Source organism: Agromyces subbeticus DSM 16689 (genome assembly GCF_000421565.1).
GTDB lineage: Bacteria > Actinomycetota > Actinomycetes > Actinomycetales > Microbacteriaceae > Agromyces > Agromyces subbeticus.
Map to the genome: position 1 here is coordinate 1 of NZ_ATXG01000017.1, position 25,329 is coordinate 25,329.

General features: G+C 67.8%; 28 protein-coding genes. 16 read left to right on the forward strand and 12 right to left on the reverse strand.

The annotated features are described in order from the left end of the window. The 3 genes from H521_RS24130 to H521_RS0117685 all read left to right on the forward strand — a co-directional run. The coding region (locus tag H521_RS24130) for an SDR family oxidoreductase (protein WP_022894345.1) at nt 1–414 on the forward strand (414 nt) is incomplete at its 5' end. Between the two features lie 137 nt (nt 415–551). After that, the gene (locus tag H521_RS0117675; protein ID WP_022894346.1) at nt 552–1,232 is read left to right on the forward strand and encodes a hypothetical protein; all 681 of its coding nucleotides are present in this window, start codon (nt 552–554) and stop codon (nt 1,230–1,232) included. 300 nt (nt 1,233–1,532) lie between these two features. After that, nucleotides 1,533–2,432, forward strand: coding sequence for an NAD(P)H-binding protein (locus H521_RS0117685; protein ID WP_022894348.1), 900 nt, complete (start codon nt 1,533–1,535; stop codon nt 2,430–2,432). Nucleotides 2,433–2,461: 29 nt separating this feature from the next. Here H521_RS0117685 and H521_RS0117690 read toward each other — a convergent pair whose 3' ends face one another. Then, the gene (locus H521_RS0117690) at nt 2,462–3,106 is read right to left on the reverse strand and encodes a winged helix-turn-helix transcriptional regulator (protein ID WP_022894349.1); all 645 of its coding nucleotides are present in this window, start codon (nt 3,104–3,106) and stop codon (nt 2,462–2,464) included. Nucleotides 3,107–3,208: 102 nt separating this feature from the next. Here H521_RS0117690 and H521_RS24135 point away from each other — a divergent pair, with 102 nt between their 5' ends. Continuing rightward, entirely contained in the window at nt 3,209–4,687 is a 1,479-nt protein-coding gene (locus tag H521_RS24135) for an MFS transporter (RefSeq protein WP_022894350.1), read from the forward strand. 59 nt (nt 4,688–4,746) lie between these two features. On the opposite strand, the gene H521_RS0117700 is transcribed toward H521_RS24135, so the two are convergent. Further along, nucleotides 4,747–5,055 carry a hypothetical protein gene (locus H521_RS0117700; protein WP_169514014.1) on the reverse strand — a complete coding sequence of 103 codons (309 nt, stop codon included), beginning with the start codon at nt 5,053–5,055 and terminating at the stop codon, nt 4,747–4,749. A gap of 455 nt (nt 5,056–5,510) precedes the next feature. Between H521_RS0117700 and H521_RS25175 the strand changes: the two genes are divergently transcribed. After that, a complete protein-coding gene (locus tag H521_RS25175) occupies nt 5,511–7,484 on the forward strand; it encodes a PQQ-dependent sugar dehydrogenase (RefSeq protein WP_022894352.1) in 1,974 nt (657 codons plus the stop codon). Between the two features lie 41 nt (nt 7,485–7,525). Here H521_RS25175 and H521_RS0117710 read toward each other — a convergent pair whose 3' ends face one another. Continuing rightward, nucleotides 7,526–8,197, reverse strand: coding sequence for a molybdopterin-dependent oxidoreductase (locus H521_RS0117710; protein WP_022894353.1), 672 nt, complete (start codon nt 8,195–8,197; stop codon nt 7,526–7,528). A 251-nt stretch (nt 8,198–8,448) separates the two neighbouring features. Between H521_RS0117710 and H521_RS0117715 the strand changes: the two genes are divergently transcribed. The 3 genes from H521_RS0117715 to H521_RS25950 all read left to right on the forward strand — a co-directional run bounded on the left by H521_RS0117715 (nt 8,449) and on the right by H521_RS25950 (nt 10,296). After that, nucleotides 8,449–8,811 carry a cupin domain-containing protein gene (locus H521_RS0117715; RefSeq protein ID WP_022894354.1) on the forward strand — a complete coding sequence of 121 codons (363 nt, stop codon included), beginning with the start codon at nt 8,449–8,451 and terminating at the stop codon, nt 8,809–8,811. Between the two features lie 340 nt (nt 8,812–9,151). Beyond that, a complete protein-coding gene (locus H521_RS24145; protein WP_022894355.1) occupies nt 9,152–9,940 on the forward strand; it encodes an Ltp family lipoprotein in 789 nt (262 codons plus the stop codon). Nucleotides 9,941–10,152: 212 nt separating this feature from the next. Continuing rightward, the gene (locus H521_RS25950; RefSeq protein WP_022894356.1) at nt 10,153–10,296 is read left to right on the forward strand and encodes a hypothetical protein; all 144 of its coding nucleotides are present in this window, start codon (nt 10,153–10,155) and stop codon (nt 10,294–10,296) included. 50 nt (nt 10,297–10,346) lie between these two features. Here H521_RS25950 and H521_RS24150 read toward each other — a convergent pair whose 3' ends face one another. Genes H521_RS24150 through H521_RS26320 form a run of 3 tightly spaced genes read right to left on the reverse strand, consistent with a single transcriptional unit; the run spans nt 10,347 to nt 13,625 of the window. Beyond that, a complete protein-coding gene (locus H521_RS24150) occupies nt 10,347–10,844 on the reverse strand; it encodes a nitroreductase/quinone reductase family protein (protein WP_022894357.1) in 498 nt (165 codons plus the stop codon). Then, nucleotides 10,841–11,524 carry a response regulator transcription factor gene (locus H521_RS0117735; protein WP_022894358.1) on the reverse strand — a complete coding sequence of 228 codons (684 nt, stop codon included), beginning with the start codon at nt 11,522–11,524 and terminating at the stop codon, nt 10,841–10,843. The genes H521_RS24150 and H521_RS0117735 overlap by 4 nt, the downstream gene beginning before the upstream one ends. Then, nucleotides 11,517–13,625 carry a sensor histidine kinase gene (locus H521_RS26320; protein ID WP_022894359.1) on the reverse strand — a complete coding sequence of 703 codons (2,109 nt, stop codon included), beginning with the start codon at nt 13,623–13,625 and terminating at the stop codon, nt 11,517–11,519. Before H521_RS26320 ends, H521_RS0117735 begins: the two co-directional genes overlap by 8 nt. Nucleotides 13,626–13,820: 195 nt before the next feature. On the opposite strand from H521_RS26320, the gene H521_RS26150 reads away from it, so the two are divergent. Together H521_RS26150 and H521_RS0117755 are read left to right on the forward strand one after the other, a co-directional pair. Further along, a complete protein-coding gene (locus tag H521_RS26150) occupies nt 13,821–14,333 on the forward strand; it encodes a hypothetical protein (protein WP_022894360.1) in 513 nt (170 codons plus the stop codon). Then, entirely contained in the window at nt 14,317–15,846 is a 1,530-nt protein-coding gene (locus tag H521_RS0117755; protein ID WP_022894361.1) for a multicopper oxidase family protein, read from the forward strand. Before H521_RS26150 ends, H521_RS0117755 begins: the two co-directional genes overlap by 17 nt. A gap of 5 nt (nt 15,847–15,851) precedes the next feature. On the opposite strand, the gene H521_RS0117760 is transcribed toward H521_RS0117755, so the two are convergent. Both H521_RS0117760 and H521_RS0117765 read right to left on the reverse strand, forming a co-directional pair. Continuing rightward, nucleotides 15,852–16,727, reverse strand: a complete 876-nt coding sequence (locus tag H521_RS0117760; RefSeq protein ID WP_022894362.1) for an RNA polymerase sigma-70 factor — start codon at nt 16,725–16,727, stop codon at nt 15,852–15,854. Next, nucleotides 16,724–17,329, reverse strand: a complete 606-nt coding sequence (locus H521_RS0117765) for a carboxymuconolactone decarboxylase family protein (RefSeq protein WP_040424960.1) — start codon at nt 17,327–17,329, stop codon at nt 16,724–16,726. Before H521_RS0117765 ends, H521_RS0117760 begins: the two co-directional genes overlap by 4 nt. A gap of 188 nt (nt 17,330–17,517) precedes the next feature. On the opposite strand from H521_RS0117765, the gene H521_RS0117770 reads away from it, so the two are divergent. The 4 genes from H521_RS0117770 to H521_RS0117790 all read left to right on the forward strand — a co-directional run bounded on the left by H521_RS0117770 (nt 17,518) and on the right by H521_RS0117790 (nt 20,883). After that, nucleotides 17,518–18,093 carry a helix-turn-helix domain-containing protein gene (locus tag H521_RS0117770; RefSeq protein ID WP_022894364.1) on the forward strand — a complete coding sequence of 192 codons (576 nt, stop codon included), beginning with the start codon at nt 17,518–17,520 and terminating at the stop codon, nt 18,091–18,093. A gap of 383 nt (nt 18,094–18,476) precedes the next feature. Continuing rightward, nucleotides 18,477–19,691 (forward strand): serine hydrolase domain-containing protein, encoded by a 1,215-nt coding sequence (locus H521_RS0117780; RefSeq protein WP_022894366.1) that lies wholly within the window; start codon nt 18,477–18,479, stop codon nt 19,689–19,691. Between the two features lie 77 nt (nt 19,692–19,768). Then, nucleotides 19,769–20,359 carry a hypothetical protein gene (locus H521_RS0117785; RefSeq protein ID WP_022894367.1) on the forward strand — a complete coding sequence of 197 codons (591 nt, stop codon included), beginning with the start codon at nt 19,769–19,771 and terminating at the stop codon, nt 20,357–20,359. Between the two features lie 32 nt (nt 20,360–20,391). Beyond that, nucleotides 20,392–20,883, forward strand: coding sequence for a GNAT family N-acetyltransferase (locus H521_RS0117790; protein WP_245561016.1), 492 nt, complete (start codon nt 20,392–20,394; stop codon nt 20,881–20,883). Nucleotides 20,884–20,925: 42 nt separating this feature from the next. On the opposite strand, the gene H521_RS0117795 is transcribed toward H521_RS0117790, so the two are convergent. From H521_RS0117795 to H521_RS24160, 3 genes are all read right to left on the reverse strand, one after another. After that, complete coding sequence (locus tag H521_RS0117795; protein WP_022894369.1) at nt 20,926–21,765, reverse strand: alpha/beta fold hydrolase; 840 nt, start codon at nt 21,763–21,765, stop codon at nt 20,926–20,928. A 124-nt stretch (nt 21,766–21,889) separates the two neighbouring features. Further along, nucleotides 21,890–22,795 carry an oxidoreductase gene (locus H521_RS0117800; RefSeq protein ID WP_022894370.1) on the reverse strand — a complete coding sequence of 302 codons (906 nt, stop codon included), beginning with the start codon at nt 22,793–22,795 and terminating at the stop codon, nt 21,890–21,892. Next, complete coding sequence (locus H521_RS24160; RefSeq protein ID WP_022894371.1) at nt 22,792–23,457, reverse strand: DUF4386 domain-containing protein; 666 nt, start codon at nt 23,455–23,457, stop codon at nt 22,792–22,794. The genes H521_RS0117800 and H521_RS24160 overlap by 4 nt, the downstream gene beginning before the upstream one ends. 127 nt (nt 23,458–23,584) lie before the next feature. Here H521_RS24160 and H521_RS0117810 point away from each other — a divergent pair, with 127 nt between their 5' ends. Both H521_RS0117810 and H521_RS0117815 read left to right on the forward strand, forming a co-directional pair. After that, nucleotides 23,585–24,280: a TetR/AcrR family transcriptional regulator gene (locus H521_RS0117810; RefSeq protein ID WP_051159347.1), complete on the forward strand. Its 696-nt coding sequence runs from the start codon at nt 23,585–23,587 to the stop codon at nt 24,278–24,280. A gap of 51 nt (nt 24,281–24,331) precedes the next feature. Further along, complete coding sequence (locus H521_RS0117815; RefSeq protein ID WP_022894373.1) at nt 24,332–24,904, forward strand: dienelactone hydrolase family protein; 573 nt, start codon at nt 24,332–24,334, stop codon at nt 24,902–24,904. Nucleotides 24,905–24,919: 15 nt separating this feature from the next. Here the strand turns inward: H521_RS0117815 and H521_RS0117820 are convergent, their stop codons facing one another. After that, on the reverse strand, nt 24,920–25,288 hold the full coding sequence (locus H521_RS0117820) for a MerR family transcriptional regulator (protein WP_026482446.1): 369 nt from the start codon (nt 25,286–25,288) through the stop codon (nt 24,920–24,922). Nucleotides 25,289–25,329 lie beyond the last annotated feature (41 nt).

Here is a 25,329-nt window from a genome sequence, read left to right on the forward strand (position 1 = left end):
TCTCGCCGCACCGGCGTCGACACCAGTGACGTCGACGCGCTGACGCGAGCGTTCGAGGGATGCGAGGTCGTCGCGCACTGCGCGGGCATCAACCGCGAGATCGGCGACCAGAGCTACCAACGCGTGCACATCGAGGGCACCGCGAACGTCATCGAAGCAGCCAAGCGCGCCGGGGTGCGCAAGATCATCATGCTGAGCTTCCTGCGGGCACGGCCCCACTGCGGATCCCCGTACCACGAGACGAAATGTGCGGCCGAAGAGCTGATCCGCGACTCGGGCCTCGACTACACGATCCTCAAGGCCGGCATGATCTACGGCCGTGGTGACCACCTCATCGACCACCTCAGCCGCACCGTGCAGACCCTGCCGGTGTTCGCGACCGTCAGCTGCGATCTGCGCGAGCGTCGTAAATGACTCGCGGTTCCGTGCGACCAAGACGACGTCCTCGCGGAATCTGCGAGGAAGGGTGCTTGGTGAGGATGACATCTTTCCAGCCCGCCCACCGGTGGTGCAGCAGCCCCTGTGGTCGGCATTGCTGCTAGCTTTCGACAATGCGCAGGACGACATTGACAGTCAGCATTCACATCGATGGCGATGGACTTGAGCCACGCGATCTCGCGTTCGACGTCAGTGACTTCGACACTAATTTGTTCGCGTGCCTGAACGCTGAGTATGAGCGAGTGAGTGGAGTGGAGCTCGAGGAACCGATCGGTGGGCCCGTCATACGATCGAGCGCCCTCGTCCGAGTCAGGGGTGAGCAATTCGAAGACTTTCTCCTCATCGCTGATCGCAACCTCACCGTTCGCGAATTCGTCGAGTTCTTCGGCGAACTTGCCATTGCCCAGCCCCCCGAGGTCACTCTGGATTTCGGGGGTCGCGGCGGCGACGCGTTCACGCTCACGACGGTGCAGGTCCTCCGCGCGGTTGTGGGCACGTTTAAGGCTCTATCTGCGGGCGAGAAGGCCATCCTTGCCAAGATCAACGCTGAAAGGCGACGTGCGGCTGGCGATTGGGTGGACAGCGGATATGGGGAGCCGGCTATGAAGTTGAGACAGATGGTCCTGGCTCAATCTCACTGGTATCGGAAGGAGTTTGAGTCGGTCTTTGAACTCCCTCGCGGGGACGCGGCCAAGCTCCTTGTGGTGGTCGGGTATGAGAAGGGGTCGTCTTCGAACGGGGAGATCTTCTGGTATGACCCCGAGCAGCGCGAACGCTTCTTTGGAGGGGCTTAACCTTGCTCGGGCAACGCCAAATTCGGTGCCCGATTTTCCGCCATCGCGCTAGTTTCTCGATCACGAGGCGACCGATCAAGCAAGCGATGACTGCTCACTGACCAGGGACTTCTACTGCTCGGGCACCTGGACTCGAACCAAGAACAACTGAACATGGTGGCGTCGCCCATCAGCCGACCGACTTGGTGGTGTTGTGCTGCAGCTCGGGCTCGGAGAACTGCGGGAAACGCGTTCGGCCTACGAGGTGCGCCGTCGCGCACGCGCCCTTGTCCACTGCTCCGACGGTCCTAGACTCACCACGTGACCGAGCACCCCCGCACCGCGATCACCGGCGGCACTGGATTCGTCGGGCGCCACCTCGCCGAACGGCTCGGGCCCGAGGCATCCGTCATCATCTCTCGCCGCACCGGCGTCGACACCAGAGACGTCGACGCGCTGATGCGAGCGTTCGAGGGATGCGAAGTCGTCGCGCACTGCGCAGGCATCAACCGGCAGATCGGCGACCAGACCTACCAGCGGGTGCACATCGAGGGCACCGCGAACGTCATCGAGGCGGCCAAGCGCGCCGGGGTGCGCAAGATCATCATGCTGAGCTTCCTGCGGGCGCGACCCGACTGCGGATCCCCGTACCACGAGTCGAAATGGGCGGCCGAAGAACTGATCCGCGACTCGGGACTCGACTCCACGATCCTCAAGGCCGGCATGATCTACGGACGCGGCGACCACCTCATCGACCACCTCAGCCACACCGTGCAGACCCTGCCAGTGTTCGCGACCGTCGGCTTCCGCGAGAAGCCCATCCGGCCCATCCCGATCGACGACCTCACCGACATCCTCGTCGCCGCGATCGATGGGCGGATGCCGCGTGAGACCGTCGCCGTCGTCGGCGCCGAGCAGCTGCTGCTTTCGAAGGCCGTGCGGCGCGTGGCATCCGTTCTCGGACGCCGCGTGGTCGTGGTGCCGTGGCCGGTGTGTGCGCAGTTCGCGCTCGCGCAGGTGACCGAGTGGACCATGAAGGTGCCGCTCGTCGCGAAGGCCCAGGTGCGCATGCTCGCCGAGGGCGTGACGGATGCCGCGCCGCCCGCGGCATCCGTGCCCGACGACCTGCGGCCGCGGCGCATGTTCACCGCCGAGCAGATTCGGGAGAGTTTGCCTGAGCCTGGGCGGTTCGGGTGGAAGGATCTGCAGGTCAGTCGCTGAATCTCAGGACGGCATCCGCTTCTCGCTGATCAGCTGGCCGAGAAGAGCGTTGCGAAGCGTTCGACCGCGGCAAGGTCACCCTCGACGGTGACCTCGCCGGACTGCACCAGTTCAGTCACCGACAGCTCGCCCGAGACCAGGGCGTCCAGTCGGCGGGGTGTGGTCTCGATGACCGCGTCGGCATGCTCGGCAGCGCCGCGAGCCACATCGATGCGGCCATCGGCGACGACCACTGTGAACCGATAGCCGCCGAGCCGCACCTCGTAGTGGGCACGGAAGTCGCCTGCTGTCTTCGGGTCGAAGAGCGCTTGCAGGGAGAGGATCACCGAGTCGACACCGATCGGCGCGTCGACCGTTGGCGTGGACTCAACGCCCCAGCGTCCGAGGTCGAGGATGACGTGCTCGAGGCCACGGCCGCGGTCCGTCAGCTCATAGACCCAGGAGCCCGCGGGCGGCTCCAACCGTCGGCGCAGAACCACGCCCGATGCTTCGAGTTCGCGCAGTCGTTGGGACAGAATGTTCGCGCTCACGCCCGGGAGCCCGGTGCGAAGGTCGGTGAAGCGCTTCGGGCCGAGCAGGAGCTCGCGAATCGCGAGCAGTGCCCACCGCTCGCCGACGACGTCGAGAGCGCGGGCGATACCGCACGCGTCGTCGTATGTGCGTTGTGCGGCCATGCACCTAGCCTACGTGAAAGGAGCACAGAACAACTTGATAGTAGTTTTTAATAACTTGATAGTAGTAGAGTCGCACCATTCGAACGAACGAGGTGACGAATCATGGGCGATCCGATCAGCGCACTCACACCCGCGGCCGAAGCGGCGGCGCCGAATCCACGAAGGTGGCTCGTGCTGGCCGTGCTCGGCAGCGCATTCTTCATCGTCATCCTCGACGGCACGATCGTGTATGTCGCCGTGCCGGACATCCAGGCGCAATTGGGATTCACACAAGCCAGCGTGCAGTGGGTACTGAGCACCTATCTCCTGACGTTTGGCGGCTTCCTGCTCTTGGGCGGCCGCCTGGCCGACCTGCTGGGTCGACGACGCATCTTCATGATCGGCATCGCACTCTTCACGGCCGCTTCGCTCTGTTGCGGACTGGCATGGTCGGCCGAGGCGCTGCTCGCGTTCCGCGTCGCACAGGGCGCCGGTGCGGCCATCATGGCACCGACCGCGCTGTCGCTCGTGCTGATCACATTCGCCGAGGGCGCCGACCGGAACAAGGCGCTGGGAATCTGGGGCGGCATCGGTGGCGTCGGCGGAACAGCGGGCCTCCTGCTCGGAGGCCCGATCACCGGCCACGTGGGCTGGGAGTGGATCTTCTTCATGAATGTGCCGATCGGCATCGCGCTCCTGGTGGCGTGCCGGCTCCTGATCCGTGAGAGTCGCGATCCGGCCCTGCCCCGAACCCTCGACGTCGGCGGCGCGGTGACCATCACCCTCGCCCTGGTCGTGCTCGTCTACGGCATTACGGAGGCACCCGCACTCGGTTGGGCGAATCCCCTGACATGGGCGATCTTCGCCGCATCTGCTGCGCTGATGGCCGCGTTCCTCGTCATCGAGAAGCACTCGAATGCGCCCCTGGTGCCGTTGCGCATCTTCCGCTCTCGACGGCTCGTCGGCGGCAACATCGTGCTCTTGGTGGCGGGCATGACCGTCGACGGCGTCCTATTCATCCTGACGCTCTACGCACAACGGGTGCTCGGTGCTTCGGCCGTGCAGTTCGGCCTGATGACGGCGGCCTTGACGGCGATGTCGGTCGTCGGTTCGTTCGCCGGGCAGTTCGTCGTGACGAAGCGCGGATTCCGGCCGGTCGCGGTGGCGGGCATGGCGCTCATCGCGACGGGCAGCCTCCTGCTGAGCCGGATAGACGTCGACGGCGGGCTCTTCCGCAACGTGTTCCTCGGGCTACTGGTCTTCGGCACCGGACTCGGCGCGGCCTTCGTCGGCGCGCAGATCGCCGCGTTGTCGGGCGTGCGTGACGGAGAGTCCGGCCTCGCCGCGGGCATCGCCGACACCTTCTTCACGATCGGCGGAGCGCTGGGCTTGGCCGTGCTCTCGTCGGTCACCGCTGCACGCACCGCCGAGCTGCTCGCAACGCGCGACGTCGACCCAGACACGGCGATGACCCAGGGATTCCAGAGCGCCCTGTTCGTCGCCGTCGGCTGCGCGCTCCTCGGCATGCTGGCCGCGCTCATGCTTCTCGGGACTCGTCGGGTGGCGGGTTCCCATCGCTCGCGACAACTGTCGGCGAAGTGATCGACGCATCGCGGGGCTCAGGTGCGCATGGACTGCGGGTCAGCCGCTGCGCGCAGGGCTCAGCCTCCGAGCGAAACGTGTACCGGCTCGTATCGGAAGGGCCCGGTGCACTGGCCGAATATCCCGGTGCGTTCAACAGTCACGGGAATCTCGAACTCGTCGTCGACCAGTGTGCGAGTGCCATCGACCACGACGAGTCGCAACGTCTGTGCGGAACCGTTTGCGATGACGCCCGGCCCCAGGTACGGCGCCTCCTGCGGCACGGCCCACTCCCCTCGAAGCTGGTCGACTTCGGCGGGCACGCAGTCCGCGCCGAAGCACGCCGTCACCACTACCGACTCCGGTGGTGCGGGCTCGAACTCGACCACGGCCGGGCCGTTGTACGAATAGCCGATCGCCGGGCATGCGTCGAGCACCGGCGCGCGGATGCATCCGGTCAGTGAGAGACCTACACCCACCGCGACAGCAACACACGTGATCACCCGGAAGCGGGCTGTTCGAGCACCCATGATCGAATGCTGGCAGTGTTCGTCACTTCAGCGAGGGCGTCGCGCAAGACGTTATCGAGGAGTTGCCGGAATGTGACGGAAACGCGACGCAGCGACCCCAACGATTCGGGCGACGAGCGGAGCAGATCCACATCTTCAACCTGTGGCCACGGCCGAGGCACTCGCGTAGATTGGCGACGAACGAGGGGGGACTCGTGAGCCGCATCCGTGAATCGATCGTTTCCGACGCCGGAGGAAGGGTCAGGGGCGCCCGCCATCGTCGCTGGCCCGCGCTCCTCCTGACCTTTGCGCTGGCATCGAGCCTCGCCATCAGCATGACGCCTCAGCCTGCACGCGCAGCGCCGCCCGCCCTTTCGACGAACGTCGTGCAGGAGGGGCTGAGCATCCCATGGGACCTGGCGTTCCTGCCGAACGGCCAGATGCTCGTGACCGAGCGGGCCGGACGGGTGCGCGTCTACGCCAGCGGCTCGCCCGGCGCCGCCCTGGTGCGCACGGTCACCATTCCCTCGGTGCGCGCTGAGGGCGAGTCCGGGTTGCTCGGCATCGCCGTCGACATCGACTTCGCCACGAATCCCTACGTCTACGTGTGCGCCTCGCGGGAGTACTCAGGGAGCGGCGGGTGGAGGAACCAGCTCTTGCGGTACCAAATCCTCGCAGACGGCAGCTGGGGTGGCGAGACCGTCTTGGTGGGCAGCATGCTGGCCAACCGGATCCACAACGGCTGCGCTGTCGAGATGGATCGGTTCCGGAAGCTGTGGGTCGGCATGGGTGATGCGAACAACACGGCCCTCGCTCAGGACCGCAACAGCCTGAACGGCAAGATCCTGCGCCTGAACACGGATGGAAGCGTGCCCAGCGACAATCCCGTCATCGGCGGCACGCGGAACATCGTCTACTCGATGGGCCACCGAAACCCACAGGGAATCGCCATCCGTTCCGGCACAGACCACGTCTTCGCCATCGAGCACGGCCCCAACGTGAACGATGAGATCAATCGCATCGACGCGGGAGGCAACTACGGGTGGCCCTGCAACACCGGCGCTGCCACCGGCCCCTGCGGCTCCTCGCCGACCACGATCGGATCCATCTGGGCGTCCGGCGGCTCGACGATCGCGACATCCGGTGCAGCCTTCGTCGGTGGCACCCAATGGGCGGATCACAACGGCCATCTCTTCGTGAGCACGCTCAAGGAGTCCGACATCCGCCGCTTCTCGATCAGCGGCGACGGCGCGACCGTGAGCGGCAACGAGATCTTCTTCGACGCCGCCTGGGGACGGATCCGGGCATCGGCCCTCGGGCCGGGTGGGCAACTGTACGCGACCACCTCGAACGGCACCAATGACAGAGTGATTCGCATTCGACCCGTCGCGACGTCAGTCGCCCGGGTGGCCGGCCCCAACCGCTTCGCGACCGCGGCGGCGTTGAGCCAGAGCGCTTACCCGTCCGGCGCTACCGACGTGGTGATCGCCACCGGAACAGACTTCCCCGACGCCCTGGCCGGCAGTGCCGTCGCTGGTATGCGGGGCATGCCGATCCTCCTCGCGCACGCGAACGCGCTGCCCGGCGAGACGCAGGGTGAACTCGACCGCCTCAATCCCCAGCGCGTCTGGGTGCTGGGCGGCACGGGCGTGATCAGCGAGGCGGTGCGCGCGGCGGTTGCCGAATACGCGTCATCCGGGCAAGCCACGCGCGTGGCGGGCTCCGACCGCTTCGACACCGCGACCGCCATCAGCAACCGCTGGTACGCGCCCGGAGTTCAGTCCGTCTTCGTCGCGGTGGGGACGGACTTCGCCGACGCCCTCGCTGGGGCTCCGGCGGCGGCATTGCGCGACTCCCCGCTGCTCCTCGTGCACGGTGATGGAATCCCTGCCGCGACCGCCGCCGAGCTGCAGCGCCTGCAGCCGCAGAGCGTCTACGTGTTGGGCGGCACCGGCGTGATCAGCACCGCCGTCGCGTCGCAACTGGACGCCTACACCAGCGGACCGGTCGTCAGGCTGGCCGGTGCGAACCGTTTCGCCACGGCTGAGGCGATCAGTCGCACGTTCTGGGGAAAGGCTCCGGCCGCGTACGTTGCGAGTGGCGTCGACTTCCCGGATGCGCTCGCCGGCAGCGCGGTCGCCGGTAACCGGGGGCTGCCGATGCTGCTCTCCGCACCCGACGACGTCTCGTTGTTCACCGGGCAAGACCTCCTACGGCTCTCTCCGGCTCAGGCGGTCATGCTCGGCGGCGCGGGGGCGCTGACGCCCACTGTGGAGGCGCAATTGAGAAGGCTCGTCGCAGCGCCGTAGCACCGAGTGGGCATGAAGGTACCGCTTGTCGCGATGACGCGTTACTTCAGCGGCGGAGCCGGCAGCTTCACGACCAATCGATAGACCTGTCGCGTCAGCCAGGACGGCAGGTGGCGTCGGCGCTCCTCGTGCGCGACCCTCGCGCGCCGGTGAGGTCGAACCGCGCTCAATGCGCGTTGCACCGGCTTCCACGGATGGTAGTAGCCGACGGGCTCCGATCGGTACAGCTCGATTCGACAGAGATGCTTGGTGTTGATGTAGCCGTATTGTCGGGGGCTCACGAGCCGCACCGGCGCACCGTGCTCCGGAGGAAGGGGCTCGCCGTCGAGCCGGTCGGCGATCAAGACGTCGTCGGCGAGCGCGTCTTCGAGCATCACGATCGAACGGTAGTCGTCGAGTCCGACGAAGACGAGGTATTCCACCTTCGCGCCCTCGGCGAGTGCGGGCTCGATCACCAGCCCGTAGAAGTCGCGGAACAGCACGCCCTCCCATTGCAGCCCGATGGCCGACCAGCCGGCAACGCAGTGGAAGTCGGCGTCGACCTTGCGATGAGGCAGTCGGGCCAGCTCGTCGAGGCCCAGCGAGACACGGCGAGCGAGCTGCCCGATCACTTCGATATTCATCCCCTCGGGGGCTTTCGGCGGCGGACTCACCCGGTCGATGCCGAATCGGGGGAATCCGTGCACGGCACGCTGCCCGGGTGGAAGATCCATGGATCGCCTCTCATATCGATACGGTGACGTATCTCTACGATCCTCGACCTCGAGATCGCCGTACGCGACCGGGCTCGCCGCGATGCCGCAATCGCGGCGCAGTATCCGTGCCAGACGACCTGCGGCCACCGCGAATGCCCGGCGGCCGACTCCGAGTCGGCGTCGCCGAGGCGTGTGCCGGGATTCGTTGACGGCCGTCAGGGCCACTGCCATAGTGAGGTTAACTCAATATCGGCCGAAGGAGCCCCGTCATGTCCGCCATGATCCGCAAGAGCCTGAACGAACCCGAAGAGACGCGTCCATTTGCGGATGGGAAGGGAAGGCTCGACCTCGTCAACGTTGAAGCAGGCGCCGTCGGCAGAGCCACCTTTGAATCCGGCTGGCAGTGGTCGAAGCACGTGAAGCCGATCGCGAAGACCGACAGCTGTCAGTTCGCCCACACCGGCTACATCGTGTCGGGGCGATTGAAGGTCGTCATGGACGACGGTGAAGAGAATGAGTTCGGCGCTGGCGACCTCATGGTCGTCCCGCCGGGCCACGACGCGTGGACGGTGGGCGACGAGGCGTGCGTCATCATCGACTGGCAGGGCATGGACGACTACGCCAAGCGCTAGGCAGAGCGGAGAGCTTCCAGCACGACGTCACGACCATCGGTCACCGCGTTACAGCCCTCGTCGTGGTGACGAATCGGATGGCTCGTCGCACGAGGCGCGCATTGATCTGATCACGACCTCAGCTGATGGGTGCAGCCAGATATCGATTGGGCTAGGCGAGCTCACCCCGAACGGGTGCCCCCTGCTCTCGGGGTTGTTTCGGATGACAGCGCGCACGTAGCTTCGCAGAAGCTGCCCAATCGTGAACCGTGTGGGCTGCTGAGGGGGCATTGCCGCGATCGTCTCGTGCGCCGTTGCACCGTCTTCGATCGTTCTGAACCCTACTGAAGGACCCGACCCCATGAGCACCGAATCCGACAGGCCCGCTGACTTCAAGGTCGGCGACATCGTCAATGGGCACCGCCTTTCCGCACAGCCCGATGGATCGCTGGCGTGGCTTCCCCTTGATTCTCCGGCTCCAGCTCCAACTCCGGTTCCAGCGAAGAAGTCGAAGAAGGCTCTCTGGATCACGCTCGGCTCGGTCGGGGGCGTTCTCCTGCTGATAGTCATCATCGGTTCCCTGAATCGGCCCAGCGCCAAGGAACCCGTCGCGGCCGCCGCGACCGCCGCCGCCACCGAGACTCCCGTCGAAGAGGTCGAGGCGGAACCAGCCAAGTTGGTCGTCCCCGACGTGACCGGCCTAACCGCCACCGCTGCCACGGCAGTGCTGAGCGCAGCCGGCTTCGAGGTTCCCGCCGTGGAGGACATGGCAGCAACCGTCACCGGAACGAGCCCGGCGAAGGGAGGCATCGCCGTTGCGAAGAGCACAGTCACTTTGACCGTGGAGGTGAAGCCGAAACTGACCTTGTCGCAGCAGAATGCCGTCTCGAAGGGCCAGTCCTACCTCGCGATGATGGGCTTCTCCCGCACCGGCCTGATCGAGCAGCTCGAGTTCGAGGGTTTCTCGACCGAAGATTCCACGTTCGCGGCCGATTTCCTCGCGCCCGACTGGAATGCGGAGGCCGCCGAGAAAGCGAAGTCGTACCTCGAGATGATGGCGTTCTCACGCGACGGACTCTACGAGCAACTGGCTTTCGAAGGCTTCGAGGCTGGGCAGATCGAGGCGGGACTCGCCGCCGTCGGCTACTAGTCGAGGCGATGACATGAGTCGCCGTCCCGCGTTTCTTGCCATTCTCGCGGTCGCCTCTGTCTGCCTCCTGGCCGGATGCACGAGCAGCAACGAGGGCATCGACAACTACGAACGTAGCGAACCCGAGCCCATTGAGGTCGTGCCAGATCCGCCCGCCCCCGTACGTCGAGCCACCCGTTGTCCAGGGGTGGGATTGCTACTGGGACCCGACGATGAACGACGACTGGCACGACGACTACATGTGCACCAACGGCAGCTCCTATGATCGCCCGTACCTCATCCCCGATGACTCCTTCGTCGAAGAGTGGGAGATCGATGAGGCTGCATCCGCTTACGGAGCCGCACTGAACTCATAAAGGCGCCGGCCTGATTGAAGGCGTCACCGAGAACTCGAGTGGCAGGTCCGTCATGTCAGGTCACCGTCGACAGGGGCAAACACCCCATCGCCACGCACCCGCGGCGTCAGCCGAATCACCGGTATCTCTCGATCGGTTACGCGCTCGTACCGCGCGAACCCCGAGGCCTGTGCCGAGATTCGCCGCCAGACCGCGTCACGCTCAGCGCCGTGCAACTGCTCGGGCGAGACGTCGATGCGCTGCCCGGCGAACTCGATGCGCACCCGGTCGGGGTGAGCGGCGAGGTTGTAGTACCACGAGGGATTGCGGGCGGCACCGCTCGCCGAAGCGACGATGTACCTCGTGTCGCCCTCCCCCGAAAAGCACCGCACCGGAGTCATCCGCTCTTCGCCGGTCTTCTTGCCGATCGTGACGAGCACGAGCTTGTCGCCGCGCCGGGTGCCCTTGCGGCGAATGCTGTCGACCATTCGCCGGTTGCCCCACTGCTCGAGCCGGCTCCGCCCCGGCTGGCGCGCCCCTCGGGTGCCGTTCCGTGTGTCGAAGCTCACGATGAATCCCCGTCCTGAAGAAACGCGAGCACCGCGGCCACCCGTCGATGCACGCCGCTCTCGGGCAACCGCAGCTTCGTGAAGATCGCGTTCACGTGCTTCTCGACCGTGGAGGTCGACAGGAAGAGCGCCCGCTCGATGCCCGCGTTCGTCTTGCCCACCGCCATCTCGCGCAGCACGTCGAGTTCGCGCGGCGACAGCGTGGCGAGGGGGCCCGACGCCCCGGCCGCTCTGCGGCGACGCACGAGGGTGTCGACGATCAGCGGGTCGATCACCGAGCCGCCGACGCACACCTCGCGGAGCGCGTGCACGAGGTCTTCGAGATCGCCGATGCGGTCCTTCAGCACGTACCCGAGCCCCGCCGAACCGTCGGCGAAGAGGGCGAGCGCGTAGCTCTCGTCGGCGTGCTGCGACAGCACCACCACCCCGGTATCGGGATGCGACGTGCGAATAGCACGGGCCGCCTCGATACCCTCCATGTGATGGCCGGGCGGCATGCGGATGTCGGTGAGCACGGCCTGCGGCGAGAGCCGCCGCACGGCGTCGAGCAGCTCGGCCGCGTTTCCGGTCGACGCGACCACGTCGATCTCACCTGAGTCCTCGAGCAGGCGCCGCAGCCCCTCGCGCACGAGGTAGTTGTCTTCGGCGATCACGACGCGCAGCACCCCCGACTCATCCACCGGCCGCGACCTCCGCCCCCCTCGTGGGTGCACCTTCGTCGACCGGCAGGTCCACGAGCAGGGTCGTTCCCGTCGGCTCGCCCGGCGACACCCGCATCGTTCCGCGTAGCGCAGCGACCCGGTCGCGGATGTTCGCCAGCCCGCCGCTCGACACCGACGCCGGCGCAACAGCGCCCATGCCGCATCCGTCATCGCTGATCGCGATACGCAGGTGACCGTCATCGCGCGCCAGCCCGACCGAAGCGCGGGTCGCATTCGCGTGCTTGGCCGTGTTCGCGAGCGCCTCGCGCACGACGTAGTAGGCGGTCGTCTCGACCTCGTCGGAGAACCGCTCGGCGCGCACGTCATCGTCGGCCTCAACGGTCAACGGAATCGGGTACCGCGCCACCCCCGACTCGACGGCCGCGACGAGGCCGTTGTCACTCAGCACCGGTGGGTGGATGCCTCGGGCGAGCTCGCGCAGGTCGGTGAGCGTCTCGCGGGCCTGGTCCTGCAGTTCGGCGAGTTCGTCGGGCGTCAGCTCCCCGCGCTGCAGGCGATTGCGGGCGAGCCGGAGACCGGCGATCTGCGCCACCACATCCTGCTGAATACCGTCGTGCAGGTCGCGCTCGAGGCGCCTTCGCTCGTCGTCCTGAGCGGCGACCAGCCGCTCGCGCGACGCGGTCAGCTCGTCGAGTTGCTCGGCGAGTTGCTCGGTCAGGCGCACATTGGCGACGGATGCCGCGGCCTGCCCCGCGATCGTACGCAGCAGCGTTCGCTCGGCGTCGCTGTATTCGCCTCGACGCCTCGGGCCGAGCTCGATGCGGCCGAGTCGCTCGTCGCCGCGCATGAGGTCGGCGGTCTCGACAGGCTCGGTTTCGACAGGGTCAACCGGCAGGGGGGTTTCGACCGGCTCGACCTGCGGGCTGGTCCCGACCGGCGCTTCGGCGAGCGCACCGCCGGGCGTCGCGAGCCGGATGCGCACCCACGACGCGCCCAGCCCCTCGCGCACGGCTTCCGCGAGGCGGGTGAGCAGGTCGCGGGGCTCGCCGGCCTGCTCGAGTCGGGCGCCGAGCTCGCTGAGCATGGCGAGCTGGCGGTCGCGGTCGCCGAACACCGCGCGGAGGATCCACCGTTGCATCCAGGTGCGCAGCGGCAGCAGGCAGACGGCGAGGATGGTCGTGACCAGCACGGCCGCCACCACCCGCAGCGGCCCCGCCAGCAGGATGGCGGGCGTCGCCACGGCGGCGGCGTAGACGACCGTGATGAGCAGGTTCGACGAGCGGGCGACGAACCGCCCGCGGTCGCCCGGTGCGATATCGAAGGCGCCCGAGCGGAGGATGCCGTGGATCGCGGCGATCGGCACCGCGATGAGCGCCGCATAGACGAGCAGGGCGATGGCCTCGATGTCGGGCAGGAGCGTCCACAGCGCGAACGCCACGATCGCGCCCGCGACGGTCAGCGCCATCACCCGCGTGCGCGCTCGCACTTCGGGCGCACCGAAGATCGCACGGGAGGCGAGCACCGCCAGCCCGAGCGCAACGGCGGGCCACGCCTGGAAGACGAGCAGGTGCACCGCGGGAGCCGCCCACTCCAGCCAGGGCACCACGTACGGATTCGGGATGCCCTCTCCGCTGATGCCGGCATACGGCGACATCACCACGTGCGAGGTCGTCAGCAGCGTGAGCGGGCCGGTGAGCATCGGCGTCCACAGGAACACCACGGCGACGCGCTGCCACCGCCGCTCGACGACACCGTCGGGGAACGTGGCGAAGACGACCAAGAAGGCCGAGGTCGCCGTCGCGTCCGCTGTCAGCCCGATCACGTTGAATATCGGGAACCACGGCTCGGCGACGATCTCGAGGTTCCGTTGGAGGAATGTCTCGTACGCCGAGCCGACGAGCATCGCGGTCGCAGCGAGGGCGACGAGCACGGCGATGCGTGACGACGACACGGTGAGCAGCCACATGCCGAACACGAACAACGGCAGCACGCCGAGCAGCGGCCAGGCGAGACCGTGATCGACGTCGGCCTCGAGGAAGCCGCGAACGACGACGACGTAGCAGAGCGCCGCGACCCCGATGGGGCCGAGCGTCGCGAGGCATACCCACCTGCGCTGCACGCTCCCATGCTCCTCCTGTCGAGCCGATCGCGGGAGGGGGCCTGCCCCGGCATCCCTTAGCAGGCAGCCCCCATGCGCAGCGCAGCGCGCCGCCATGCGGCATCCGGTTGTCTGCGTTCCGGCGCCCGCCACGACTCGACAAGGTGAGGGGCGAGCGGATGCCACGCCTCGGCGCCGCACGAAGGAGAAGGCCTCATGCGCAAGCTGTACACCGGACTCGCCTGGACCGTCGCGGGCGCCGTCGTCGTGCAGGCCGCCGCGATCGCGTTCGCGTTCGGCGGCATGCTCAATCTCGTCTCGGAGGGCGGGGTCGTCGACAAGGCGCTGCTCGAGAGCTTTCAGGCGGCGGGGGTCGGCGAACTCGGATTCATGATCCACGGCCTCGTGGGAGCCGTCCTCATTCCCCTCATCGCGCTCACCCTGCTCGTGGTCTCGTTCTTCGTGCGAGTGCGCGGCGCCAAGCTGTGGGCGGCGATCGTCTTCGGGCTCGTGGCGCTGCAGGTGACGCTCGGCTTCTCGATCACGGATGTGCCGTATCTCGGGCTGATCCACGGGGCGAACGCCCTGGCCGTGGTGGCCGCGGGCTCGGTCGCCGCGCTGCGGGTTCGGCGCGGGCGCAAGATCGACACTGCAGAGAGAGCCGACACGACCGACGCGGCCGACGCGCCGCCCGCTGAGGGGGCGAGCCCCGATGCCGTCGCGGCGTGAGGTGCTGCGGCGAGCCGCCGTCGGCGTCGCGGTTGCGACCGCGCTCGGCGCCGGCGCGCTCGCGTGGAGCTCCACGCTGCTCGGCGAGTACTCGGTGATGTCCATGGGCAGTGGGCAGGATGGCGGTGGCCAGGCTGGCGACGGGCACTCGGGCCACGCGCAGCACAGCGGCGCGGTCGGCGTAGCGCACGGAGCATCCGGAACTTTCGCGACCGGCGGCGACGTCAGCGTGACCTCGCTCACCGCCGACCCCGACCGCCCCGCCGACGTCGAGGTCGAGCTCACCGCCCGCCAGGAGACCATCGACGTGCCCGGCGGCCGTGCGGTCGAGGGGTACACCGTGAACGGCTCGTCGCCCGGTCCGGAACTGCGAGCGCAGCAGGGCGACCTCATCGAGGTCACGTTCAGGAACGAATCGGTGACGGCCGGCGCCACCCTCCACTGGCACGGCATCGACGTGCCGAACGCGGCCGACGGCGTCGCCGGCATCACGCAGGACGCCGTGCCGGCCGGCGGGCACCACGTGTACCGATTCGTCGCAGAGGATGCCGGCACGTACTGGTACCACTCGCACCAGGTGTCGCGCGAGCAGGTGCTGCGCGGACTGCTCGGCGCCCTCGTGATCGACCCCGTCGCTCCGGCGGATGCTGCGGCCGACCTCGACATCACCGCGCTGCTGCACGTCTACGGCGGGCAGCACACTCTGAACGGGCGGGTCGCCGACGAGCGCATCGACGCACCGCCGGGATCGACCGTTCGGGTTCGGGTGATCAACTCCGACCAGGGCACCGCGGCCGTATGGTCGGATTCGCCGTTCCGGGTGATCGCGACCGACGGGCGCGACATCAATGAGCCGACGGACCTCCGCGGCCAGCGGCTGCTCATCCCGGCCGGCGGGCGAGCGGATGTCGCGGTGCAGGCGCCGCAGCACGGTTCTGCCGCGCTGCACGTCGGTGGTGCTCGCCGGGTGCTGATCGGCGACCCCGAGGCATCCGTGCCCTCGATCGCACAGCCCTCGAAGAGCGTCGACCTGCTCTCGTACGGTGCGCCCGAACCTCTGGGGTTCGACCCGTCGTCGCCTGACCGGTCGTACGACTACGTGATCGCGCGCCGGTTCGGTCTCATCGACGGCCGGCCGGGCAACTTCTGGACGATCAACGGCCGCATGTTCCCCGACGTACCGATGTTCCACGTGGCCGAGGGCGACGTCGTCGTGATGCGCATCGTCAACGAGTCGGGCGAGGTGCATCCGATGCACCTGCACGGGCATCACATCGTGGTGCTCTCACGCGAAGGCACTGCGGCCTCCGGCAGCCCATGGTGGGTCGACTCGCTCGACGTGCGCCCCGGCGAGTCGTATGAGATCGCCTTCATCGCCGACAACCCGGGCATCTGGAGCGACCACTGCCACACTCTCCCGCACGCGGTCGACGGCCTCGTCGCCCACCTCATGTACGACGGCGTCACGACACCGTTCACGATCCACGGGAGTGCTGGCAATCAGCCGGAGTGACTGGTCTACCGCACCAGCTGAGCCGCCTCGTCGAGACGCCCGAGCTTGTTCGGGTTGGCGATCGAGAAGATTCGCGTGATGCGATCACCCTCGATCTCGAAGCAGATCGCACCGGCGAGCTCGCCGTCGACCTCGCCGCGAATCGCGGGATGTCCGTTCACCCACGTCGGCCTCGCCTCGAACGGCAGCGCGAGCTTCGCGAGGCCGCCGAGCAGGTAGCGGGCGATCTTGTCGGCGCCCTGGATCGGCCGGAGCGCGGCACCCTTCACCAGTCCGCCGCCGTCGGCGACGGAGACCACATCGGGCGCGAGCACGTCCATCAGACCCTGCAGATCGCCCGAGTTGACCGCCGTGAGAAACCTCGCGACGACCGCCTCCTGCTCGGCACGGTCGACCGTGACACGTGGGCGCCGGGCGGCGACGTGCTCTTTCGCCCGGTGGGCGATCTGCCGCACGGCCGCCGGCGACTTGTCGACGGCAGCCGCGATCTCGTCGTACGGCACGTCGAACACCTCGCGCAGCACGAACACCGCGCGCTCGGTCGGGCCGAGCGTCTCGAGCACGGTCAGCATCGCGATCGACACGCTCTCGGCGAGCTCGACGTCGTCTGCGACATCCGGAGTCGTGAGCAGCGGCTCGGGCAGCCACTCCCCCACGTACGACTCGCGCCGGCGCGACATCGTGCGCAAGTGGTTCAAGGCTTGCCGCGTGACGATGCGCACGAGATACGCGCGCGGGTCGCGCACCTCGTCGCGCGCGACATCCGCCCATCGCAGCCAGGACTCCTGCAGCACGTCTTCAGCGTCGGCCGCGGAGCCGAGCATCTCGTACGCGACCGTGAAGAGCAGGCCGCGGTGCGTGATGAACGGATCGTCGGTCATGCTGTCGAACCTACAACGGATGCTGCGACATCCGCCCGGGTGGCGAGCGGCGGCATCTGGCAGGCATCCGCATAGCCCTCGGCGTGGATGCCGAGCGCGATGTTCATGCGCGAGCTCATGTTCATGAACGCGACCTTGGCGGTGAGCTCGATGAGCGCGGCCGGGCCGAGCGCGTCGAGTAGCGCGGCCGACAGCTCGTCGGTGACGGCGGGCGGGGTCTGGCTCATCGCCTCGGCGTACTCCATGACCTGTCGCTCGAGGGGCGTGAAGACGGATGCCGCGCGCCAGTTCGGCACCTGCCGCGCCTTCTCCTCGTCGAGGCCCTGGTTGTGCGTCTTGTAGTAGTTGAAGTCGAGGCACCAGCTGCAGCCGATGTAGGCCGCCGTCGCCATCACCGCGTAGCTCGCGAGGTTCTCGTCGAGCTCGTCGAGCGCCTCGATCTTGCGGCCGATGCCCATCGACGCCCGCATGAGAGCGGGGTGGTGCGCGAGCACGCCCATCGAGTCCGGCACCCGGCCGATCATGCGCTTGGCGGCGACTTTCACGACCGTGCCGAAGACTCCCTTGAGTTCAGTCGGCGGGATGCGGGTCTGGGTGGTCATCATGTCCTCCTGTGCGTCGACGGCCCGGGGTTCGGTTCCCGGATGATCCGTCGACATGAAGACACCGGATGTCGCGTGGTTGTGACATCCGGTGTTCGGCGGGACGAGCTGGCCCCCTCGAGATGAGGAGTTGCTGTGGGCATAGCGTGGCGTATTATGAGATGTATCGAATATTGGGAGGTGAAGCGATGAGCGCAGGAAGCCTGATCCGAACTGCTCGCAAGAGCCGGCGACTGACGCAGGGTGCACTCGGGCACCGCGCCGAGCTGTCGCAGTCGCACCTTTCACTGATCGAACGTGGCCACCAGAATCCGTCGTTCGATGCCGTCGAGCGCGCGCTCCGCGCGACCGGGCACCGCCTCGTCGCCGTGCCGAGCGTTCGCGATGACGCCGCAGCCGTCGCCGCCGACATCCGATTCGCTGTGCTCGATGGCCGTGAAGACCGCGCGCTGCGGCGGTTCATTCAACTCAGCGACAATCTGCTCGCGGAGCACGGAGCTGTGCGATTCGCGCTTACGATCTCGGAGCCCGAAACCACGGGAAGCAAACAATGGGATGCGGCGATCGCCGCACTCGTGGCGCATCACCTCATTGCCGAGAACCTTCCGGTTCCCGACTGGGCGAACAGTCCGACACGCACACTGCGCCGACGGTGGGCGGTCGGCGAAGGCCCGTACACGCTCACGCCCGAGCTGCACCGGGTTCCGCCCGAGTTCTTGCGACGCGGCGTGCTCATCGATGCGGACACGCTGGTGAGCGTGTGACGACCCGATTCGATCGCGACGGCCTGATCGACGGCCTTCGGCAGCTGATCGCGAAGCTCCAAGAGTTCGACGCAGCGGAGCAGGTCATCCCTCGAGCCGACGACGAGCGCACCGAGAGTGAGGGTCATGAAGGCTGTGCGGATGTTGCTCGGCATGTCGTCCCCATTCGACCAAGCCCGGGGCTGAGCCTCACTCATGGGACGGACCGTCGGATCGCGTCGAGCACCGTCTGCGGGGGTGGCCATCGTCCCCTGAACTGGGGCAGCAAGGCCCCGCATCGGCATGCACGAGCGGCGTAGGGTCGCGAATGGGGGCATCCGCTCCCGTCCCGCGATCCGGATCCTGAGCCTCGAAGGGCCTGATCGACGCCGAGAGGCCTGATCATGCGGAACTCCACGTGGGCGGTCGCTGCGGTCGTGGCCGCCTTCGCGTTCGTGCTGAGCGGATGCGCCGCCACCGCGTCGGACGTCGTCGCCTCCGCTCCGCCGGCATCCGCCCCGTCCCTCGACTCAGCGCTGCGCGCACAACTCGAGGCGGCGCTCGACGAGGGATTCGCGGCATCCGGAATGCCAGGGGTCATCGTCGGGGTGTGGATCCCCGGCGAGGGCGAATGGGTGTCGGCGCGGGGTGTGGCCGATGTCGAGACCGGCGAGCCGATCGCCCGAGACAACCAGCAGAAGATCGGGAGCATCACCAAGACGATCGTCTCAACGGTCATGCTGCAGGTGATCGGCGAGCCCGAATTCGAGATGAGTCTCGACGACACCCTCGACCGGTGGTACCCCGAGTTCCCCGAGGCGTCGAACATCACGGTGCGGATGCTGCTGAACCACTCGAGCGGCACCGGCGAGGCCGGCCGGGCGCAGGTCGACCGCATCTGCAGCGACCCGCACGCCATTCCGACACCCGCCGAACTCGTCGCGGTCGGCGCGGCGACTCCCCGCGCCGACTTCGCTCCGGGTGAGGGATTCGAGTACGCCAACACGAACTACTTCCTGCTCGGCGGCATCCTCGAGCAGGTCACCGGCGACGATCTCGCCACGCTGATCGGCGACCGCATCACCGAGCCGTTCGGCATGGAACGCAGCAGGTTCGCCCCCGATGGAGCGGTCACCGCCCCGCTGACCCACGGCTACTCCGGCTTCTGCCCCGAGCTCGGGCAGCCTGTCGACACCGTCGGCTGGTCGAACGGCGAGAGCTGGGCGGGCGGCGGCATGGTGTCGACGCTCGACGACCTGCATGCCTGGGGCGTCGCCCTCGGCGAGGGAGCGGGCGTGACCCCCGAACTGCAGGCCGCGCGATATGCGGATGTCGCGGCGCTCCCAGGACAGTCGGGGGCCGCGTACGGCCTCGGCGCGGGTCTCGAATACGACGACACGACCGGCTGCATCACCAGCGTCTCCCACGCCGGCGCTGAGCCCGGGTACGGCACGAACATCACGTACTACCCGGCGACCGGGGCCGTCTTCGCGATGCTCGGCAACGGCGACGGCGGAACGGGCGACGCGGTGTCGGAGGTCGCGATGGCGCTGGCCCCGTTCCTCCGCCCCGTGCTCAACGGGTCGCCGACCGAGCCGTGCGCCGCGCCGTGGGGATGACGGCGAGGCCCTCCGGGCGCTGCCGACGTCGGGAGCCGCGGCGTCGAGCGACGCCTGGCCGCTCGTAGGCTGGAAGCGTGCCCCGACTTCACGCAGAGCCCGACCTCTCCAAATGGGTGCCCATCACGGACTCCCTCGGATTCCGCGGCCGCCGGCACCGCAAGGCGGCGATCGGGATGCTGCTATCGCAGGCCAAGGGCCCCGATGCTGCGCCATCGAAGCCCGGCGGCGGCTTCAGCGCCTGGGCGATGAGCCAGGCCGTCCCGTTGCTGATGCGCAAGGCGGCCGGCCGGGTGCTCGTGTGGGTCTGGAAGACCGAGCCGGAACTGCTCGTCGTGATGGCACAGGTGCAGGAGGCGACACCGCAGCTGCGGATCGCGCGGGCATCGATGCCGATCGAGTACGACGACACCGAGCAGTTTCGCGGCAACTACCTCGGCGTCGGTGAGAAGCTCGTGATTCCGCTGCCAGAGGGCGGCCGCCCGCCGTTCGCGACGTACACGTGGGATCTCGGCTCGCACTTCGTGAGCGTGACGGCGGTGTGCGGCGACCGCGAGCGGTTCGGCACCGTCATCGGCGCCGTCGACGAGCTCGCACGCGGCATCCGCGTTGTCGACGATCTCACCGTTGGCGAATCTCCGACGGTCCTGCGCATCGACCCGGCATGAGAGGCAGCGCCGGGAATGAAGGGAGATACACGATGAACTCAACTGAGACGAGTGAGCGCATGATCGAAGGGGCCTTGCATCCTGGGGTGGCGGGCGAGTTGCTGACGTTGCAGCGCGCGGCGTATGCCACCGAGGCGCAGCTCTACCACGACGCCTTCCTGCCTGCGCTGACGCAAACGCTCGACGAACTGCACGACGAACTGCGCGGTGGTGCCGGCCTCGGGCTGTGGCAAGGGGCGCGGCTCGTCGGCGCGGTGCGGTGGATCATCGATGGTTCAGATGCTCACATCGGCCGATTGACCGTGGCGCCCGACCTGCAAGGTCACGGCATCGGCACGCGACTCCTGCGTGCAGCGGAACGCGTCAGCGAGGCATCCAACTTCGAGTTGTTCACCGGGCATCTGAGCGTGGCGAACATCCGTCTGTACGAGCGCGAGGGATATGCCATCACTCGTCGAGTGCCCCTGCGCGAGGGAGTCGACCTGGTCTACCTGCGAAAGTCCGCCCGCGCTGACGGCGCGTGAGCGAGGTCGTGCCCGCTGCAGGGTCGACTCGTCGCGACATCCCTACTCGGTGAGGAACTCCACCAGTGCGCGGCCGACCTGCTCGGGTGCGTTCTCCATGGGGATGTGCCCGGCGTCGGGGATGCGCACCAGCGTGGTGTGCGGCATCTCCGCGGCGAATCGCTCGGCGTACTCCACTTTCTGGAAGCCGTCGTCTTCGCCCCAGATCAGCAACTTGGGCGTTGCCGAGCTCTGCAGGGCGGGAACGAGCTCGAGGGTGTAGCGGCTGTCGGCCGCACCCGCGAGGGCCATCCAGGAACGGCGAACCCGCGCATCGTTCCACGGGTCGAGGTATTCGACGACCAGTGGTTCAATGGCAGCGCCGGCGAGCGCCGCGGTCACGGCCTGCCTGCGTGCAGCGAGAAGCTCTTCGGCACCGACGGCCGCGATGACCTCGGGGTCGCGGAAGCGCGCGACGCCCGCGACTGGCCAGGAGTCGTAGGTGACCGAATTGGCCAGAGCGAGCCGGGAGACCTCGAGCAGGTTGCGGGCGAGCAGGTGCTGGGCGACGGCGCCGCCGATGTCATGTCCGACGACGGCGACTGGCCCCGAGAGCTGCATGGCCGAAGCGAAGCGCGCCACCCAGTCGGCCAAGGCCGGAACGGTGGCCGTCTGCAGAGTGAGCTCGCCACCTGAGCGACCGAGCCCCGGGAGGTCGACGGCGATGGGCCGCAGCCCTGCCGCGGCGAGCTGGTCGAGCACCGGCAGCCAGACCCGGCTCCAGTACGTTCCGTGCAGCAGCAGCACGACCGGGCTGTCCTGGCCCGCGGTCAGGTAACTCGCCTGTTCGCCGTCGACCTGAATCGCGGCTCTCACTACGTTCGTCTCAATGGTTTTGCTCACCGCACCACTGTGCCCGGGGCGGTTCTGCCGGCCAAGAGGCGACAGTGACACTCAAGCGTGAGTTCCTGCCAGACGTGCTCCGACGTGCCTCCATGCGAGAGGCCGACACAAACGATCAGGGCGGCTACAGCGGGTAGCGGATGCCGGTGAGTTGTTCTGACACACCCCAGAGTCGCGCAGCGAGCGCGGCATCCGCGGCAGCGTCGGAGCGGCCGACGAGCACCGGCGGGCCGGTCAGCTCTCGTTTGCCTCCGGGGCCCGCGTAGCCGGCACCGGGCATCGGCTCGGTCGCCGCGTAGAGCGTGGGGGTGGCTCCGCTCGTGGCGTCGTGGGCGAACAAGCGCAGGGCGACCTTCGCCACCGCGGAGAGCACGGGGTTCGTCATGCTCGACCCGAGGTTGGTGGCGGCCATGCCGGGGTGCGCGGCCGTCGCCACGACGTGCGACCCCGAGGCATCCAGCCGCCGCTGCAGTTCGAGCGTGAAGAGCAGGTTCGCGAGCTTCGACTGGCCGTATGCGGCCGATCCCCCGCCGTAGCGACGGGTCGCCCAGTTGAGATCGTCGAAGTCGATCGTGCCCGACCGGTGCTCGCCGCTGGCGACGGTCACGACGCGGCCCGAGATGTGCGGCAGCAGCAGGTTGGTCAATGCGAAATGGCCGAGGTGGTTGGTGCCGAAATGCAACTCGAAGCCGTCGGTCGTGAGACCGTATGGCGGCATCAGTACGCCTGCGTTGTTGACGAGGATGTCGATGTCGCCGGTGCACTCCGCGGCGAACTGTCGAACCGACGCGAGGTCGGCCAGGTCGAGCCGGCGAACCTCGATCGACCCCTCGACGTTCGCCGCGGCATCCCGGCCCCGTTGTTCGTCTCGCACCGCGAGCACGACGTGTGCTCCCTGCCGGGCGAAGGCGCGCACAGCCTCGAGACCGATGCCGCTGTTCGCACCGGTGACGATGACGGTGCTGCCGTCGAGTCGCGGCATCCGCTCGGCCGTCCAGGCCGGCTGGGCCGTCGCCGCCGTGGTGGTCATGAGTGCGACGCGAACGCGGGGCGGGCGACCGGCGGAGTCTGGGCAGCGGTCGCCACGGGAGTGAAGCCCTTCACGATGAGCCAGACGGCGAAGAACAGCTCGAAGAGCCCGCCGGGGATGGTCGACACGAGACCGGCACCGGCGAACCCCAGGAGTTCGAGGATGCAGCCCAGTGCGAACGACGCATAGCCGACGAATCCCCACACCGCAAGAAAGCGCGGCACGAGGCGCGACCGGAACAGCGCGACGCAGAAGAACAGGCTGCCGATGCCGAGGCCGGCCATGGCGACGTTGTAGGCGACGAAGTTGCCTGCGACGGCAGTGGCCGACAGTAAGAACAGGCTGATGACGCCGATGGCGAGCACCACGCCCTCGAAGAAGCGGGTGGCGAGGTAGCCGACCGCGATGATCGGCGTGCGCGGCCGAAGGATCGGCAGCATGAGCACGCCGATGGCGATGACCGCGGCGGAGTTGAGCAGCATCATCACCGCGCCCGTGATCAGGAGGGGGCTTGCGCCGCCCGAGTCGGGAGCGGCAGCAGCCTCGGCCCCGGCGGCGCTCGTCGCGAGCATGCTGCCGATGCCGTAGAGGAGGAAGGCGCTCAGCATGAGCACCCCCACCCGGCGTGCGGTGAGCCGTGCCGGAATTCGCGTGTCGTTCATGGTGACCTCTCTCGAAAATGGCGAACCATACACCGTATGGTTGGTTGGTCGAACGGTACCATACGCTGTATGGTTTTGGCTACGGGATGATCACGGATGGCCGAGAACGGCCGAGACCGGAGGCGCTATGCCACGCAAGCCAATCGAGACGGCGACGGCGGCTGTCGCCAGAGAGCCGGTGACGCGCGAGCGAGCTGTGCGACTCGCCGTGGCGCTCGCCGACGCGGGCGGCATCGAGTCGGTCAGCATGCGCAAGCTCGCCACCGAGCTGAGCATCACTCCGATGTCGCTGTACTACCACGTGAAGAGCAAAGACGACATCTTCGACGGAATGCTCGACGCCGTCTACTCCGAGATGCACGTGCCCGGCGTCGATGTCGCGTGGAGAGCGGCGATGCTCGAGCGCGCCAGGTCGACGCGCGCGGTGCTCGCGCGACATCCGTGGGCCATCAGCCTCGACGCACGCACGTCTCCGGGCCCGGCGACGCTCGGCCATCTCGACGCGACCATCGGAGTGCTTCGCGCTGCCGGATTCTCGATGCCCCTCGTCGGCCACGCGATGTCGCTGCTCGACAGCTACGTGCAGGGATTCGCCATGCAGGAGGCGACCCTGCCGCTCGATGCGTCGGGCGACATCGGCGCCGTCACCGAAGACATCCTGGCGCAGCAGGAGATGATGTCGAACGCGTTCCCGAACCTGGCCGAGATGGCCGCGACCCTGATTCTGCAGCCCGGCTACGCTTACGGCAACGAGTTCGAATTCGGGCTCGAGCTGATTCTCCACGGCATCGAGCGGATGCATCGGTCGACAGAATCTGGTTGAGCGAGTAGCTTCCCATCGAAACCGGCGACATTCGATGAACGGAGGCACGCGATGCCAGAAGTACTGCTCTTCCACCACGCGCTCGGACCCAACGAGGGCCTGCGCGCCTTCGCCGACGAGTTGCGCGCAGCGGGACACACCGTGCACACGCCCGATCTGTTCGAGGGGCGCACCTTCGGCACGATCGACGAGGGCGTCGCCTACGCGCGCGAGGTCGGCTGGGACGAGATCATGGCGCGAGGCGAACGAGCAGCCGAGAATCTACCGAGCGACCTCGTCTACGGCGGCTTCTCGCTCGGGGTCGTGCCCGCCCAGAAACTTGCCCAGACGCGCGCGGGTGCGAAGAGCGCGCTGTTCTTCTACTCCTGCATGCCGCCCGAAGAGTTCGGCGCGTGGCCAGCGGCGCTGCCCGCGCAGATCCACGGCATGGACGCCGATCCGATCTTCATGGACGAGGGCGACGTCGATGCCGCTCGCGAGCTCGTCGCGTCGGCCGACGACGCCGAGCTCTTCCTCTACCCCGGCGACCAGCACTACTTCGCCGACTCCAGCCTGCCGAGCTACGACGAGGGTGCCGCGAAGCTCCTCGCGCAGCGCGTGCTCGAATTCCTCGCGCGGGTCTGAACGAGCGTCGGCTCCCTACGCGCCGCCGCCCACCTGCCCGCGGTACCACGCGATCTTCTCGCGCAGGTGGTTCTGCTGCTCGAGGAGCTGATCGATCGACGCCTGCACCTCGCGATCGTGGCGCTCGAGCAAGTCGAGGCGTTCATTGAGCGTGGTCGCATCGTTGGAGAGCGCGGTGTAGAGCTTGAGGTCGGAGATCGGCATGCCCGTGTCGCGCAGGCACTTCACGAGGTCGAGCCAGTCGAGGTGCTCCTGCCGGTAGGTGCGTCGGCCGCCGGCGGTGCGCTCGATCGGCCCGATGAGGCCCTCGCGCTCGTAGTAGCGCAGGGTGTCGAGACTGAACCCGGTGCGTTCGACGACCTGCGACGGAGTGAAGGTGGTCATGAATGTCCCCGTTCGGCTTGAGCTGGAGTGCACTCCAGCAT

What these genes read in the sequence shown, in the direction of transcription:
- H521_RS0117675 (WP_022894346.1), top strand. Translation starts at nt 552, where the DNA reads ATGCGCAGGACGACATTGACAGTCAGCATTCACATCGATGGCGATGGA.
- H521_RS0117690 (WP_022894349.1), bottom strand. Translation starts at nt 3,106, where the DNA reads ATGGCCGCACAACGCACATACGACGACGCGTGCGGTATCGCCCGCGCT.
- H521_RS24135 (WP_022894350.1), top strand. Translation starts at nt 3,209, where the DNA reads ATGGGCGATCCGATCAGCGCACTCACACCCGCGGCCGAAGCGGCGGCG.
- H521_RS25175 (WP_022894352.1), top strand. Translation starts at nt 5,511, where the DNA reads ATGACGCCTCAGCCTGCACGCGCAGCGCCGCCCGCCCTTTCGACGAAC.
- H521_RS0117710 (WP_022894353.1), bottom strand. Translation starts at nt 8,197, where the DNA reads ATGGATCTTCCACCCGGGCAGCGTGCCGTGCACGGATTCCCCCGATTC.
- H521_RS0117715 (WP_022894354.1), top strand. Translation starts at nt 8,449, where the DNA reads ATGTCCGCCATGATCCGCAAGAGCCTGAACGAACCCGAAGAGACGCGT.
- H521_RS24145 (WP_022894355.1), top strand. Translation starts at nt 9,152, where the DNA reads ATGAGCACCGAATCCGACAGGCCCGCTGACTTCAAGGTCGGCGACATC.
- H521_RS25950 (WP_022894356.1), top strand. Translation starts at nt 10,153, where the DNA reads ATGAACGACGACTGGCACGACGACTACATGTGCACCAACGGCAGCTCC.
- H521_RS26150 (WP_022894360.1), top strand. Translation starts at nt 13,821, where the DNA reads ATGCGCAAGCTGTACACCGGACTCGCCTGGACCGTCGCGGGCGCCGTC.
- H521_RS0117755 (WP_022894361.1), top strand. Translation starts at nt 14,317, where the DNA reads ATGCCGTCGCGGCGTGAGGTGCTGCGGCGAGCCGCCGTCGGCGTCGCG.
- H521_RS0117760 (WP_022894362.1), bottom strand. Translation starts at nt 16,727, where the DNA reads ATGACCGACGATCCGTTCATCACGCACCGCGGCCTGCTCTTCACGGTC.
- H521_RS0117765 (WP_040424960.1), bottom strand. Translation starts at nt 17,329, where the DNA reads ATGACCACCCAGACCCGCATCCCGCCGACTGAACTCAAGGGAGTCTTC.
- H521_RS0117770 (WP_022894364.1), top strand. Translation starts at nt 17,518, where the DNA reads ATGAGCGCAGGAAGCCTGATCCGAACTGCTCGCAAGAGCCGGCGACTG.
- H521_RS0117780 (WP_022894366.1), top strand. Translation starts at nt 18,477, where the DNA reads ATGCGGAACTCCACGTGGGCGGTCGCTGCGGTCGTGGCCGCCTTCGCG.
- H521_RS0117790 (WP_245561016.1), top strand. Translation starts at nt 20,392, where the DNA reads ATGAACTCAACTGAGACGAGTGAGCGCATGATCGAAGGGGCCTTGCAT.
- H521_RS0117800 (WP_022894370.1), bottom strand. Translation starts at nt 22,795, where the DNA reads ATGACCACCACGGCGGCGACGGCCCAGCCGGCCTGGACGGCCGAGCGG.
- H521_RS24160 (WP_022894371.1), bottom strand. Translation starts at nt 23,457, where the DNA reads ATGAACGACACGCGAATTCCGGCACGGCTCACCGCACGCCGGGTGGGG.
- H521_RS0117810 (WP_051159347.1), top strand. Translation starts at nt 23,585, where the DNA reads ATGCCACGCAAGCCAATCGAGACGGCGACGGCGGCTGTCGCCAGAGAG.
- H521_RS0117815 (WP_022894373.1), top strand. Translation starts at nt 24,332, where the DNA reads ATGCCAGAAGTACTGCTCTTCCACCACGCGCTCGGACCCAACGAGGGC.
- H521_RS0117820 (WP_026482446.1), bottom strand. Translation starts at nt 25,288, where the DNA reads ATGACCACCTTCACTCCGTCGCAGGTCGTCGAACGCACCGGGTTCAGT.